Source organism: Eubacterium callanderi (assembly GCF_900142645.1).
GTDB classification, from domain to species: domain Bacteria; phylum Bacillota; class Clostridia; order Eubacteriales; family Eubacteriaceae; genus Eubacterium; species Eubacterium callanderi.
Genome location: NZ_FRBP01000001.1, coordinates 281024 through 295332, shown reverse-complemented (window position 1 = coordinate 295332; position 14309 = coordinate 281024). Strand labels below are relative to the sequence as shown.

The following is a 14309-nucleotide window of genomic DNA, read 5'->3' as shown; positions in this document are numbered from 1 at the left end:
TTACAGGGGCGGAGTTTTATTTTTTTACTCAAAGCATCAATTATAAACTAAAACAAATTCATAAAAGGGAGAATAAAGACATGCAACCTTTAGGTTTAAACGAAATTCGTGAAAAGTTTTTAGCGTTCTTTGAGAGCAAAGGACATTTAAGATTAAAAAGCTTTCCACTGGTGCCGATCAATGACAAGAGTCTGCTTTTGATCAACTCCGGGATGGCCCCGATGAAGCCTTACTTTACAGGCGATGAGATTCCGCCGAGAAAACGGGTAACCACCTGCCAGAAGTGTATCCGTACCCCAGACATTGAAAATGTCGGCAAGACAGCCCGTCATGGTACCTTCTTTGAAATGCTCGGCAACTTTTCCTTTGGAGATTACTTTAAAAAAGAAGCCATTCCATGGGCGTGGGAATTCTGCACCGAGGTCATGGAAATGGATCCAGAAAAAATTTATGTCTCCATCTATTTAGATGATGAAGAAGCCCATGATATCTGGCATGACGAAATCGGCGTGCCGGAAGAGCGGATTGTGCGTCTCGGAAAAGAAGACAATTTCTGGGAACATGGACTGGGACCATGCGGCCCCTGCTCCGAGCTTTACTATGACCGAGGGGAAGAATACGGCTGCGGCAGCCCAGACTGCGCTCCAGGCTGTGAGTGTGACCGTTATGTTGAGTTCTGGAATCTGGTATTTACCCAGTTTGACAAGGACGAGGAAGGCAACTACAATCCGCTGGCAAACCCGAATATCGACACCGGTATGGGTCTCGAACGTCTGGCCACCATTATGCAGGGTGTTGACAATATCTTCGAGATTGATACCATCGGCCATATCCTGAATTATATCTGTAAAAAAGCCGGTGTAAAATACGGCGAAAACGCCCAGGACGATGTTTCCATCCGCGTTATTACCGATCATGTCCGCAGTGTTACCTTTATGATTGCCGACGGCGTTATGCCAGGCAACGAAGGGCGTGGTTATGTCCTGAGACGTCTTTTAAGACGTGCTGCCCGCCACGGCAAGCTGCTTGGAATGCAGGAGCTTTTCCTTTACGACGTGGCCAAGGAAGTGGTTCGTGTCTCTGCCGACGCCTATCCGGAGCTGGCAGAAAAGCAGGATTACATTCAAAAGCTGATCCGCATTGAAGAAGAACGGTTTAAAGAAACCATTGATCAGGGACTGAGCCTGCTCGAAAAAGAGCTGGACAGCCTGATTGAGCAGGAAGAAAAGGTATTCCCGGGGCAAGGTGCCTTTAAATTATACGATACCTACGGCTTCCCCTATGACCTGACCAAGGAAATCGTAGAGGAACGCGGCCTGACACTGATCGCCAGTGAATTTGAAGAAGCCATGCAGGAACAGCGCGAACGTGCCCGCAAGGCCCGTGCAGAGAGCGAGCTTGCCGTCTGGGCAGACGATCCCTTTAACCCATTGGGACCAGACGCGCTGGTTGAATTCGTGGGTTATGAAAATCTGGAAGCAAACGGGAAAATTATAGGCCTGATCTCCGGCGAAGAGCTGGTGAGTGAGGTGCACGCCGGCGAGGACGTCCTGGTTCTGCTGGATAAAACCTCCTTCTACGCTGAGAGTGGCGGACAGGTTGGCGATAAAGGCCAGATTGTCTCCGGTGACCGGGTGATCGAGGTGACAGACTGTAAAAAAGGCAGCCTGAGCCGTCATATCCACTATGGTAAGGTGGTTTCCGGAACCTTTAAAATGGGCGAAGAGGTTACGACAAAAGTCAACCGCGAGCTGCGAGCTGCTACCCAGAGAAACCACACTTCTACCCATCTGCTCCAGAAAGCATTAAAGCAGGTACTGGGCGACCATGTTGAACAGGCAGGTTCCTTTGTATCGCCAGATCGTCTGCGTTTTGACTTTAACCACTTCCAGCCAATGACCCATGAAGAAAAACGCCAGGTAGAGGAAATTGTCAATAAGGCGATTCTGGAAGCCATGGATGTCGCCATTTTTGAAACCAGTATCGACGATGCCCGCTCCATGGGCGCAATGGCCCTTTTCGGTGAAAAATACGGCGAGGTTGTCCGCGTTGTTAAGGTTGGAGATTTCAGCATAGAGCTTTGCGGTGGCTGCCATATCACAAACTCCGCCCAGGTTGGCATGTTTAAAATTTTGAGCGAAACTGGTGTCGCAGCCGGCATCCGTCGTATCGAAGCCGCCACAGGCATGAACGCCGTCCATCATGTTGAACAGATGGACGATACCCTGCTCGAAACCGCAGAAGCCTTAAAGACCAACCCGGACCATCTTCTGGAAAAAGTCACCGAGCTGGCAGAACAGAGCAAGCATAAAGAAAAAGTCATCAATGAGCTTAAGCATAAATTCGCAGGCAACATGGTTATGGATATCCACCAGAAGGTCACCGTCATCGACGGTGTACAGACCACCATCGCAGAGGTTGAGGGGGTGGATATGGAAGAACTCCGCAATATCAGCGATATGCTCAAAGACCGTATGGGGTCCGGCATTGTGCTGCTTGGTACCAGGGGCAAGGAAAAGGTAAACTTTATTGCGACAGCTACCAAGGATATTCTGAACAAGGGTTTCCACGCCGGCAAGCTTATTAAGGAAGTAGCGCAGATTGCAGGCGGCGGCGGCGGCGGACGCCCGGATATGGCGCAGGCCGGCGGCAAAAAGCCTGAAAAACTGGGTGAAGCCTTAGAAAAAGCTAAAGAAATTATCAAGAATCAGCTTGACTAAGGGTTTTCAAGAAAAAAAGCTTGTCTTTTGAAGGTTATTGCGTTAAAATAGGCGTAGACCAGTAAAGAGGAGGAATGGCAAAATGGATAGCAATACAGTATTTGATCGAGGGACCATCTTGTTTGACGTTAACAACGATAAAGCCAAAACAATTGATGAAGTCATGCAGGAAGTCAACAAGGCATTGATCGAAAAAGGATATAATCCCGTTAATCAAATCGTTGGTTATGTTATGTCAGGCGATCCGACTTATATCACAAGCCATAATGATGCCCGTAACTTAATCCAGAAAATCGAACGCGATGAACTTCTTGAAGAGCTGGTAAAACGCTATTTGAGCAGTATTCAAGAATAACGAGCTTATAGATGAACACAGGTCTTAGGCGAATTTTAACAGTTTGCCTAAGACTTTTTATTTCTATTGTAAAGGGGAGCCGTGGGGTCTTTTTTCCAATAGAAATAAACAGGAAACGACGAATGATGGAATACCGTAAACTGGGACAGACGGGGATCGAGGTTTCAAGGCTCTGCTTTGGAAGCCTGACCATTGGCCCGCTGCAGAAAAACAAAACACTTGAAGAAAGCCGCCCGATTATTGAAGCGGCTCTGGAAGCCGGAATCAATTTTTTTGATACGGCCGATCTCTATAATTGCTACCCTTATCTCAAGCAGGCCTTGGAAATTAAAAAGGATCTGGTCATCTGTACCAAATCCTATGATTATTCGGCCGAGGGCGTGGCTAAAAGCCTGGACAGAGCTTTGCGTGAGCTTGGACGGGACTACGTCGATATTTATATGCTGCATGAGCAGGAGAGCCGCCTGACCTTTGAAGGCCACTGGGAAGCCATTGAGTATCTTCTGAAAATGAAAGAGAAAGGCGTGATCCGCGCCTTTGGCATTTCGACCCACAGGGTTGAGGGCGTGCGGGACGCTGCGGACTTTAACGAGATCGAGGTGGTTTTTCCCCTCATTAACCTAACGGGTATTGGCATCGAGGATGGAAGCCGTGAGGACATGGAAGCCGCAATTCTGAAGGCCAAACAGGCTGGAAAAGGCGTTTTTGGCATGAAGCCCTTGGGTGGCGGCAATCTGCTGGCCAGCAAAGAAGCCTGTTTCGACTATATCCTCGGACTGGAAACCCTGGACGCCATTGCCTTTGGCATGCAATCCGTTGACGAGGTACGCTACAATGTGGCCAGGATAAACGGAGAGCCCATTGAAGCAGAGTTGGAAAAACGGGTGGCAGGCGCGAAGAAAAGCCTGCATATCAGTGACTGGTGCGAGGGTTGCGGCGAATGCGCTGCCCATTGCAGCCAGAACGCACTCACAATTATTAATGGAAAAGCACAGGTGGACCATTCAAAGTGTCTGACCTGCTGTTATTGCGCGGCTTATTGCCCGCTTTTTTGCATAAAAGTCATTTAGTATTGAAACGGATGACTTTGGGTATAAAACTAGAAAGAGAAAAATTTATGGCAACAGAACGCTTACTCGGCCTAGACGTCGGGGATAAATATATTGGTATCGCAGTCAGCGACCCGTTGGGCATAACCGCCCAGGGTTACAGAACCTGGAAACGCGGAACACGGGACGACGATTTGGCCTTTTTCACAGATGTTGTGGAGCAGTTTAACGTGACCACCCTGGTATCCGGACTGCCCAAGGACATGGAAGGAAATGAAACCGCCCAGGCCCGCAAGACACGCAACTTCTGTCAGTTCTTAAAAAAACGTCTAAACCTGGAGGTCGTCTATATTGACGAAAGACTGACTTCAAAAGCCTCCGAACGGGTTTTGATTGAAGGCGGGGTACGGCGTGAAAAACGAAAAGAATACATTGATACCCTGGCGGCCCAGATGATCCTGCAGGTTTATCTGGACAGCGGTGAGAACACAAACTAAGGATATTAAAGCTGAATTAAGCATAATAATATAAACTAAATTTAAAGAAAACGAGGTATTTAAACATGGAAGACAACAAAATTACATTATTAGACGAAGACGGTGTGGAACGCGTATTTGAGCTGGTTATCAGCTTTGACATTGAAGACAAAACCTATGTCCTCTTAGCAGAAAGCGAAGAAAGTGAAGATGTATTCCCATTTGTTATCCGCGAGGATGAAAATGGCGAAGAAACCCTGTATCCAGTCGAAAGCGAAGAAGAATTCGCGTTGATCGAGCAGACCTACGAACAGCTCATGGAAGAAGACGACGATGATGACGAAGAATGCGGTTGTGGCTGCGGCTGCGGCGGAGACCATCAGGAATAATAATGGAGCTGAGCAGCTTCCCCATCGTTGAGGGGGAATTCATCTCCAGACCCAACCGATTTATTGCCCGGGTTATGATCGATACGGACAGCGCCCCACGTGAAATTACGGCGCACGTAGCAAATACCGGCCGGATGCGGGAGCTTCTCGTACCCGGCGCCCGGGTTCAAATGGCCTTTAATCCGTCGCCAAAGAGAAAGACGGATTTTACTTTACTGACAGTATGGTATAAAAGTACATGGGTTTGCATACACTCGACCATGGCCAATGCACTTGCCTTTGAGTATATGGAAAAGGCCCCGGATATCTGTCAGCTTAAAAGGGAAGTGACCTACGGCAAAAGCCGCTTTGATCTGGCTTTTGAGCGGAATGGACACCCCTGTCTGTACGAAGTGAAAAGCGCTAACCTGGTGGTTGGTGCTGCGGCGATGTTTCCAGACGCCCCGACCGAACGGGGCTGTAAACACCTGGAAGAACTCATGCATGCGCATACAGAAGGTTATGAGGCCGGTGTGCTCTTCGTTGTACAAAGAGAGGACGCTGAGTTTTTTACGCCCAATATTGCCACCGACCCGCTGTTTTCAGGACTTCTTAAAAAGGGAGCTGAAGAGGGGCTGGTCGTTCGCGCTCTAAGGTGTGTCATCAGAGGAAACATAATTAAAATTGATTCAGAGATACCGGTCCGTTTTGATACGACCGGACGGATATAAAATAACGAAAGGAGATTATTTTGAACGAAACACAACAGAATAAAAACGAAAATAGAAATCAGAATCGTCAGAACCACCGGTCCAAAAGAAGGAACCACCCGCCAAAGCATAAAGATAAGCTTAAAGTGATTCCCATTGGGGGACTTGGTGAAATCGGAAAAAACATGACGGTCTTTGAATACAAGGACGAAATGATCATTGTCGACTGTGGCTTGAAATTCCCGGACGATGAAATGTACGGTATCGACATTGTGCTGCCAGATTTCAGCTATATTGTCGAAAATGCCGATAAGTTGAAGGGACTTTTTATCACTCATGGACATGAGGACCACATCGGAGGGATTGTCTATCTGGTTAAAAAGCTGGGCATTACAGTCCCAATCTACGCTACCAAATTTACCATGGGGCTCATCGACAAAAAGCTCGTTGAACACCGCCTGGTTACCAGTGTAGACCGCCAGGTTGTAAAGGCAGGCGATCGGGTGCAGAAGGGCAGCTTTGAGGTCGAGTTTATAAGAGTTAACCACAGTGTGGCCGATTCAGTAGCCTTTTATATCAAAACGCCGGCAGCTTCTGTTTTACACACCGGAGACTTTAAGATTGATTATCAGCCCATTGATGGCGAAATCATGGATTTACAGCGTATCGCCAAGCTGGGGAGCCAGGGTATCGACCTGCTCATGGCCGACAGCACCAACGTAGAGGAGCCAGGCTTCACGCCTTCAGAAAGCTCCGTTGGCGCGACCTTCTACAACCTGTTCAGAGGCTGTAAAAACCGGATCATTATCACCACCTTTGCATCAAACGTGCACCGGGTGCAGCAGATCATTGACGCGGCAGCCAGCTATAAGCGCAAGGTTATCATCAACGGCCGGAGCATGGAAAATATGGTGGAGGTCGCCTCCGATCTGGGCTATCTGAAAATCCCTAAAAATATCCTCATCGATATCAAGGATATGAAGAGCTACAAAGACAGTGAGCTGGTTGTCATCACCACCGGCAGCCAGGGTGAGCCCATGGCGGCCCTTGGCCGAATGGCCCACGGCGAGCACCGTTTCCTGAACATTAAAAAAGAAGACACGGTTATTATCTCAGCCTCTCCGGTACCGGGGAATGAAAAGATGGTTGCAGAAGTGATCAATAAGCTGGTGGACCTTGGCTCAGAGGTTGTCTATAAAAAATTTGCAGACATTCATGTTTCGGGCCATGCACGCCAGGAAGAGCTGAAGCTGGTCCAGACACTGGTTAAGCCAAAATTCTTCTTACCCGTTCACGGTGAGGCACGGATGCTCGTGCATCACGCCGCTCTTGCGGAAAGCGTGGGAACCGACAAGCGCAACATCTTTCTTGCGGAAAATGGGACGATCCTGGAACTGGATCACAGAAGCTGTAAAATTACCGGCAAGGTACAGGCAGAGCCAGTACTGGTCGACGGCCTGGGTGTCGGCGACATTGGAAATATCGTATTAAATGACCGTAAACGCCTGTCAGAGGACGGCCTGTTTATTGTGGTGGTGACCATGCACAAGGGCAAGGCCATCTCAGGGCCAGACATTATCTCCAGAGGCTTCGTCTATGTACGCGAATCTGAAGAGCTCATCAACACAGCCCGAGAGGAAGTTAAAAAAGCCCTTCTGGCCTGTGAAGAAAAAGGCGTAGTGGACTGGAGCTCCATTAAAAACGAGATCCGTGAGTCTCTTTTCCGTTACCTGTACAGCCAGACAAACCGGAAGCCAATGATCCTGCCGATTTTAATGGAAGTATAACTTCACAGTTTTTAAATTAAATAGGATTTAGAAATCTTAAGCTTCAGAATATGGGAAAATTTTCCCATTATCTGGAGCTTTTTCTAAAATAATGGCTATAATTGTAAAAATTTAGTAACAATTTGATCTAAGATGTGTTATAATGTTGATTAAACGAAAAGAAAGGAACCTAGGGAATGAACGTATATGATGAAGCCAACAATCTGGCCCAGGCTCTTAAAGAATCAAATGAATACCAGAACTTTAAAGCAGCAGAGCTTAAGCTAAAGGCTGACGAAGAACATTACGCAATGGCTCAGGATTACGCGAAAAAGCAAATGGGCCTTCAGACAAAACAAATGATGGGCCAGGAGCTGACAGAGGAAGAGGTAGAAGCCTACAACTCATTAACAGCGTCCGTGCTGGGCATTCCGATTATTGCCGAATACTTTCAGGCGCAAATGTATTTTGGCATTGTCTTCCAGGATATCATGGATATTATCAGCAAAGCCGTTGATTTAGACATGAGCGGCATGTTTGGCGGCGAGGAAGACGCAGAGTAATTAAATAAATCCAGGGGGTACTTTCCAAAAAAACAAGGTACCCTTTTTTTGAGTAAATCCCCGTAATTGAGGTGAGTAAATGAAGATTAGATTAACCCAGGGCGAAGCGAAAAAAGAGGCTTCGGAGCCAAAAACGCAGAGCCGTCAGACACAAAAGCGGACGGCTCAGTCAACCGAGGTGGAGATGCGTAAAAAACGTGCGAAAGCCAAGCGTCCCGCGAATGCAGGCACCCAGACAGCACCAAAGAAAAAAACACAGCAGCGGCAGACAGCAGAGGGAACCGCAGCACGCCGCCCTGTAGAAGGCAGGAAAGCACAGGAACGCAGAGAGGCACCCCGCCAGGCGGGCGCAGCCGCCCCAAAGCAGAGACCAGCCGGCCAGAAAAAAGGCCAGTCTGGCCAAAGAGCTGGCAGCCCGGGCACTGCTAAGAAGAAGAGACCGGTACAGAAGCAGCCTGCCGAGCCACGCCAGAGAAGAGAAGCAGAGGAAATGGGAGCACCTGTAAAAAGAAAAAAAGGTGGACTAAAATATAAGCTGCCTATTGTCATCGCAGCCGTTGTGCTGATTGTCGTTATTGGCATCTTTGCAGGCAGAAGCTTCTATAACGCTATGCTGGAGCCCACAGGGACAAGCACAGAAACCATGATCGTCGAAATTCCAGACGGCTCGACCATCAAAGACGTTGGAGAGATCCTTTACGATCAGGGCTTAATTAAGAATACCATGATATTCCAGAGCTATGCAGGACGCCACAGCCGTGGCACAAGCGGTATGCAGGCCGGCAATTATGAAATGAACCACGCAATGTCCATCCCGGACATTGTGGACAAAATGCTGAACGGCGATGTCTACAGCGGTGCGATTCCAGTGCTCCTGTCCGAGGGCAAAAACATCAATGAAATGGCCCAGATACTGGAAAAGCATAATATCTGTACCTCAGCGGCCTTTATCAGTGAAACCAAGAAGCTGGGCGAATACAAAGCCCTGTATCCGATTTTGAGCAGCATTCCGGACGATAAGAACCGGACCCTTGAAGGCTACCTGTTCCCAGATACCTACGAGATCGAGCCTGGCAGCACTGCGTCCGACGTTGTGAAAAAAATGCTGGACCGTTTTACAGAGGTTTATAATCAGGATTTTATGCAGCAGACCATAGAGAAGGGCAAGACAGTGGATGAAATTGTCATTATGGCGTCCATCGTTGAGCTTGAAACTAAGCTGCCCGAGGACAAAGCCAATGCCGCCAGTGTTTTTTATAACCGTATCGCCCAAAATATGCCTTTACAGTCCGACATTACCGTGGACTACGCGCTGGGCAAAAAACACGCGGTGCTGACCGAGGAACAGACCAAAATCGATTCTCCCTACAATACCTATCAGAATTTAGGATTACCTGTTGGCCCGATCTGCTCACCGGGGAAAAGCTCCATCGACGCAGCCATCAACCCGGCCCAGACCAAGTATCTGTTCTTTGTAGCCGATATGGATTCCGGCAAGCTCTATTTCAATGAAACGCTGGAAGGACATAACGCCGATGTTCAGAAGTACATGGGAGACTAGAAAGCGTAACAAACCGTGAGTGATATTGTACCAGATTACATAGAAGATTATATCCGCAGCCTGCTCCCCGGCGAAACACCTGCCCTTGAGCGGCTGCGGCTCATTGCAGAAACCAATCATGTACCCATTATTTTTCCAGAGGTTCGCAACTACCTGGAAATACTGATCGAAACCCATCAGATTAAAAGTATTCTGGAAATTGGAACAGCCGTCGGTTACTCTGCCGGGGTTTTTGCCCATGCCATGGGGAAAAACGGCCGTGTAACCACAGTAGAACGGGATGAGCGCATGATTGCCCAGGCCAGAGAAAACATTGCCAAAATGGGCTATGAGGACCGGATTCACCTAATCCAGGGCGACGCCCAGGAAACAGCGGCCAGCCTCACCGGAACCTTTGACATGATCTTTCTGGACGGGGGTAAAGGGCATTACATCCATCTGCTTGAGGACTGCATGCGGCTTTTAAAGCCCGGCGGCCTCATCGTTTCCGACAACGTGCTCTACAAGGGAATGATCGCGACCAATGCGCTGGTGATCCGCAGAAAGATCACCATTGTCAAGCGCATGCGAAAATACCTGGATGCTATCAGCCATGATCCCAGGCTCATGACCACCGTGCTGCCTCTGGGAGACGGACTGGCAGTGAGCTATAAAAAAATTGATTAACTAAAGCGGCCTACGGGCCGCTTTTTATTTTTGCATTTCATGGGAATTTGCTATATACTATAGAGATGAAAATCACGAAGGAGAACATAAATTGAGAAAAAAACCTGAATTGCTCGCCCCGGCGGGGAATTTTGAAAAATTGAGATATGCCCTGCACTACGGCGCCGACGCAGTTTATTGTGCAGGAAAACGCTTTGGCCTGAGGGCAGGGGCTGGTAACTTTGAAATGGAAGAGCTTGAGGAAGCTGTCCGTTATGTCCACGAAAGAGGCAAGCGCATCTACGTTACCCTGAACATGATCCCCCACAACCGCGACCTGGAGGGGCTTCCAGAATATGTTCATGCCCTGAAAGCCATGGGCGCAGATGCCGTACTGGTGGCAGACCCCGGCGTTTTTGCCATTGTGCGTGAGACCGAACCAGAGCTTAAAGTTTCCATCAGCACCCAGGCCAACAATACCAACTGGAAAACCGCAGAGTTCTGGTACCATCAGGGAGCACGCCGCATTGTGCTGGCCCGGGAGCTCGGCCTTGAGGAAATGCAGACCATTGTGGAAAAAACACCAGCCGATATGGAAATTGAAACCTTTGTGCATGGCGCCATGTGCATTTCCTACTCAGGGCGCTGCCTGCTGAGTCACTACATGACCGGCCGCAACTCCAACCAGGGCGACTGCGCCCACCCCTGCCGCTGGAAATACCACCTCATTGAGGAGACAAGACCAGACGAGGACTTTAGCATAGAGGAAGACGAAACCGGCTCCTTTATCTTTAATTCCAAGGACCTCTGCCTTATCGACCATATCCCAGAGCTCATAAACGCAGGCATCGACAGTCTGAAAATCGAGGGCCGCATGAAAAGCATCTATTACGTGGCTACCGTTGTCCAGGCTTACCGCCAGGCCATTGATTATTACTACGACCACCCCGAGGAGAAAAGCGTCGATCCCAAATACTTCGAGGAGCTTCGCAAGGTCAGCCACCGGAACTATACCACTGGCTTTTTTGAACACAAGACCACAGCCGATGACCAGAATTATGGTACCAGCAGCTATACCCGCCTGTACGATTTTGCAGGCGTGGTCCAGTCCTACGACCCCAAAACCCATATCGCCGTTATCCAGCAGCGTAATAAGATAAACGCAGGAGAAACTGTAGAGGTGATGGTGGCAGGCTCCAAGGAAGGGTTTTACACACAGCAGGTGGGTGAAATGCAGGACGAAAAGGGAAACCCCATTCAATCGACCCCGCACCCCAAAATGATCTACAGCATGAAAATGGATAAGCCAGTGAAGCCCATGGATATTATCCGGAAAAAAGAACAGTAGCATAAGGTCACATACATACGTGTATGTGGCTTTTATTTTTACCCCTTAATCTCGCAATGTGCTGGGTACAAAGGATAGAAAAGAAAGCTAAAACAAAGGAGTGCAAAATGCAATCAAGCATAACCATGGAAGCATGGCTGAGGCAACGTAAGCCAAAAGTCAAGGGGAGCAGCCTCAAGACCTATAAGAGCTATGAGCAGGCACATATCCTGCCCTTTATGGGCAGTGTGCCGCTGATCGAGATCACCGCCAAAAAGCAAAGAAAGTTTAAGAAATGGCTGAGGAAAAGCCTGGCCCGAAAAACCGTGCGCGATATTCTGGCCTATCTGCACAGTATCCTGAGAGAGGCCGAGAAAAAAGGAATAAAAGTGTGCGTCCAGACCCCAAAAATCAAGGTTTACCCAAAGGAGAAGAAAGTTCCCGGGTACGGCGAGCATAAAGCCCTGAGTGCAGCGCTGCAAAAAAGCCAGGCGCCCCAGGATATGGGGATTTTGCTGGCCATGTCGACAGGTCTGCGGCTGGGCGAGGTGCTGGGCCTGCGGCTTAAAGATATTGATTTTGAGACCAATGTGCTGCATGTGCGCCGTAACCGCCAGCGCGTCTGCAACCCCAAAACAGGAAAGCACAGCGTTGTTCTCCAAAGCCCAAAGACAAGAGCCTCAAGGCGGGATATCCCCATTCATACAGAATTGAAAGCAGCCTTGATACGCTATCTGGATACCCAGGGAAAGAACGACCCAAAGCGTCCTCTGATCGCAGCCCCCAGCGGCCGAGCCTACGACGCCCGGACACTCCAGCGGCGGTTTGATCAAATAAAGGCACACATGGGTCTGAACCCCCGGATCACCTTTCACAGCCTGCGCCACAGCTTTGTCACCCGCGCCCTGGAGCTGGGCGCCGACATGCGTGCCGTATCCGGGTTTCTGGGGCATTCCAGCATCGCCTTTACATTGAACTGCTACAGCCACTGTGTGACCGGGTACAAGCGGCAGCAGATGGCCCTTATTGCCAAAAGTTTTTAAATATGAAAAAGACGTTAAGTTGGAAACTTAACGTCAAAAGTAGAAGCTAATCTATTATAAGGTTAACATATTTCAATATAAATTACAAGTGTTAAAAAAATAACATAAAACTCAATAAAGCCTGCTCTATTCCGAACAAGTTTTTTCAAATAAACATCATTAAAAACAATAAAACAGCGTTAAGTTTCCAACTTAACGTCAGGTCAGAGCCGTAATCTTAATGTCTATGGCAATTTTTCATCATGAAAATTCATCAAAAGAAACGGTAGCTGGCCTTATTTTCGTGCCGCAAAAAAGCGCGGTCGAAGGAGAGAAAGCCATGCAGATTGATTTAGATACCTGGTTAGCCAGCTGTGGCTCAGAGGTTCAGTCCCACAACCGGCGTACCGGCCAGCTTATCCGCGCCCTGCTCACCGAGGTAGGCAGGGGAGAGCTGATAAAGCTCTGGCGTTTAAACCAGAACGGCCCCTGCGATTACCATGATATTGGCAAAAGAGCAACGGACACCGATCCCCTGCGCCACTGCAGCCGCGGCGCAGCACTGTTCTCCCAGGCCTATGAAAAAGCGCTTGACGGCAGGGAGCGCATCTTTTACAGCATCGCCTGTGATCTGTGCCGCTACCACCACGAGCGGTGGGATGGCACTGGCGGTCCCGAGCACCTATCCGGGGACGATATTCCCATTATCGCAAGAGCAGGAGCGGTGGCTGACGCTTGGGATTATCTGGACACTCAGAAGCCCCAGCTGTCCCAAAAAGAAAAGCTGCAATGCCTTAAAGCCTACGCTGGCACCTGGTATGATCCAGAGCTGGTGGCAGCACTGGAACGTTTATTCCCGGTTCAGCCGGTAGAATAAAAAATCTTTTTTACCTTTTTCCGGCAGCAGCGCAGCGCCAACCGGGCTGCTGCCACCTCATAAACCCAAAGAAAAGAGAAAAAACTTGAAACTGAACATCATAAGCGAAGATAATTACAGCGCTGTCTATACCCATGAAAAGAGCGGCTTTACCACCAAATACTATACCAAAAAACAGATGGCCGCCTTATATCCCAGCCACACCTACAAGGTGGTTGGCGCCATTGGCGCTGTCAAAGGCGAAAAAGAAGCTGGTAAGGAGCGCCTGAGCCTGGAAGACGGGAAAGGCCATAACCTGCCCGTTACCCGGCAATTTGCCATTACCCCGGCCACCGCAATCATTGGTTACGTACGCGTAAAAGACAACGTCTTTGCCGCCATTGTAAAAAACGTGGCCTTCAAACGTCTGGCCATAGCCGCGGCTGGCATTGCGCTGCTCACCTTTGGCGCCTGGTGCGCAGTCAACTGGTATGACTGGTTCCCGGCAAAAATCGAGATCGACCCCAACGCAGTGGTCACCCAGACAAAGGAGACCCCTGTGAACGAGGACATCACCATCCCAGGCTACACGGTCATCACCGCCGACAGAGACGGCCGCACAAAGTGGAGCCTGCAAAACCCAGAGGGCAACCCTTGCTATTTTCAGGTCACCCTTAAGCTGGCAGACAGCAACCGCAGGCTGTACCAGTCCGGGCTTATGCCCACCGGCAGTACCATTGAGAACCCCAAATTGGAAGCCACGCTGGACCCTGGCACCTACGATGTCCTGATCCAGTACAATACCTACGAGCTGGAGGGGGCCCACAGACCCATGAACAGCGCGTCCACCGTGAGCCAGCTCATAATACAGTAATCTGCCATGAAACAACA

General features: G+C 49.2%; 14 protein-coding genes and 1 other annotated feature (1 of these 15 cut by a window edge). All 14 genes read left to right on the top strand.

All coding sequences use genetic code 11. The features are described 5' to 3' along the window. Window position 1: a binding site (T-box leader), on the top strand (it extends 218 nt beyond the left edge of the window). A gap of 79 nt (window positions 2–80) precedes the next feature. The 14 genes from alaS (at window position 81) to BUC22_RS01375 (ending at window position 14292) form a co-directional block, all read left to right on the top strand. Further along, a complete protein-coding gene (alaS, locus tag BUC22_RS01440) occupies window positions 81–2720 on the top strand; it encodes an alanine--tRNA ligase (protein ID WP_013382005.1) in 2640 nt (879 codons plus the stop codon). Window positions 2721–2802: 82 nt separating this feature from the next. Beyond that, window positions 2803–3075 (top strand): IreB family regulatory phosphoprotein, encoded by a 273-nt coding sequence (locus tag BUC22_RS01435; protein ID WP_013382004.1) that lies wholly within the window; start codon window positions 2803–2805, stop codon window positions 3073–3075. 125 nt (window positions 3076–3200) lie between these two features. Further along, entirely contained in the window at window positions 3201–4145 is a 945-nt protein-coding gene (locus BUC22_RS01430) for an aldo/keto reductase (protein WP_041690417.1), read from the top strand. Between the two features lie 47 nt (window positions 4146–4192). Further along, window positions 4193–4621 (top strand): Holliday junction resolvase RuvX, encoded by a 429-nt coding sequence (ruvX, locus tag BUC22_RS01425; protein WP_041689933.1) that lies wholly within the window; start codon window positions 4193–4195, stop codon window positions 4619–4621. 65 nt (window positions 4622–4686) lie between these two features. Further along, window positions 4687–4989: a DUF1292 domain-containing protein gene (locus BUC22_RS01420; protein ID WP_013382001.1), complete on the top strand. Its 303-nt coding sequence runs from the start codon at window positions 4687–4689 to the stop codon at window positions 4987–4989. Between the two features lie 2 nt (window positions 4990–4991). After that, window positions 4992–5699 carry a DNA/RNA nuclease SfsA gene (sfsA, locus tag BUC22_RS01415; protein ID WP_013382000.1) on the top strand — a complete coding sequence of 236 codons (708 nt, stop codon included), beginning with the start codon at window positions 4992–4994 and terminating at the stop codon, window positions 5697–5699. Between the two features lie 20 nt (window positions 5700–5719). Continuing rightward, window positions 5720–7465 (top strand): ribonuclease J, encoded by a 1746-nt coding sequence (locus BUC22_RS01410; RefSeq protein WP_013381999.1) that lies wholly within the window; start codon window positions 5720–5722, stop codon window positions 7463–7465. A gap of 176 nt (window positions 7466–7641) precedes the next feature. Next, window positions 7642–8007: a YlbF/YmcA family competence regulator gene (locus BUC22_RS01405; protein WP_013381998.1), complete on the top strand. Its 366-nt coding sequence runs from the start codon at window positions 7642–7644 to the stop codon at window positions 8005–8007. Between the two features lie 79 nt (window positions 8008–8086). Further along, entirely contained in the window at window positions 8087–9568 is a 1482-nt protein-coding gene (mltG, locus tag BUC22_RS01400) for an endolytic transglycosylase MltG (protein ID WP_073381968.1), read from the top strand. Window positions 9569–9583: 15 nt separating this feature from the next. After that, window positions 9584–10234, top strand: coding sequence for an O-methyltransferase (locus BUC22_RS01395; protein ID WP_073381965.1), 651 nt, complete (start codon window positions 9584–9586; stop codon window positions 10232–10234). 91 nt (window positions 10235–10325) lie between these two features. Beyond that, window positions 10326–11561: a peptidase U32 family protein gene (locus BUC22_RS01390; RefSeq protein WP_013381995.1), complete on the top strand. Its 1236-nt coding sequence runs from the start codon at window positions 10326–10328 to the stop codon at window positions 11559–11561. A gap of 107 nt (window positions 11562–11668) precedes the next feature. Then, window positions 11669–12583, top strand: coding sequence for a tyrosine-type recombinase/integrase (locus tag BUC22_RS01385; protein ID WP_013381994.1), 915 nt, complete (start codon window positions 11669–11671; stop codon window positions 12581–12583). A gap of 319 nt (window positions 12584–12902) precedes the next feature. Further along, window positions 12903–13439: an HD-GYP domain-containing protein gene (locus BUC22_RS01380; protein ID WP_041689932.1), complete on the top strand. Its 537-nt coding sequence runs from the start codon at window positions 12903–12905 to the stop codon at window positions 13437–13439. An 85-nt stretch (window positions 13440–13524) separates the two neighbouring features. After that, on the top strand, window positions 13525–14292 hold the full coding sequence (locus BUC22_RS01375; protein ID WP_013381992.1) for a hypothetical protein: 768 nt from the start codon (window positions 13525–13527) through the stop codon (window positions 14290–14292). Window positions 14293–14309 lie beyond the last annotated feature (17 nt).

What these genes read in the sequence shown, in the direction of transcription:
- ruvX (WP_041689933.1), top strand. Translation starts at nt 4,193, where the DNA reads ATGGCAACAGAACGCTTACTCGGCCTAGACGTCGGGGATAAATATATT.
- mltG (WP_073381968.1), top strand. Translation starts at nt 8,087, where the DNA reads ATGAAGATTAGATTAACCCAGGGCGAAGCGAAAAAAGAGGCTTCGGAG.
- BUC22_RS01385 (WP_013381994.1), top strand. Translation starts at nt 11,669, where the DNA reads ATGCAATCAAGCATAACCATGGAAGCATGGCTGAGGCAACGTAAGCCA.
- sfsA (WP_013382000.1), top strand. Translation starts at nt 4,992, where the DNA reads ATGGAGCTGAGCAGCTTCCCCATCGTTGAGGGGGAATTCATCTCCAGA.
- BUC22_RS01420 (WP_013382001.1), top strand. Translation starts at nt 4,687, where the DNA reads ATGGAAGACAACAAAATTACATTATTAGACGAAGACGGTGTGGAACGC.
- BUC22_RS01380 (WP_041689932.1), top strand. Translation starts at nt 12,903, where the DNA reads ATGCAGATTGATTTAGATACCTGGTTAGCCAGCTGTGGCTCAGAGGTT.
- BUC22_RS01430 (WP_041690417.1), top strand. Translation starts at nt 3,201, where the DNA reads ATGGAATACCGTAAACTGGGACAGACGGGGATCGAGGTTTCAAGGCTC.
- BUC22_RS01405 (WP_013381998.1), top strand. Translation starts at nt 7,642, where the DNA reads ATGAACGTATATGATGAAGCCAACAATCTGGCCCAGGCTCTTAAAGAA.
- alaS (WP_013382005.1), top strand. Translation starts at nt 81, where the DNA reads ATGCAACCTTTAGGTTTAAACGAAATTCGTGAAAAGTTTTTAGCGTTC.
- BUC22_RS01435 (WP_013382004.1), top strand. Translation starts at nt 2,803, where the DNA reads ATGGATAGCAATACAGTATTTGATCGAGGGACCATCTTGTTTGACGTT.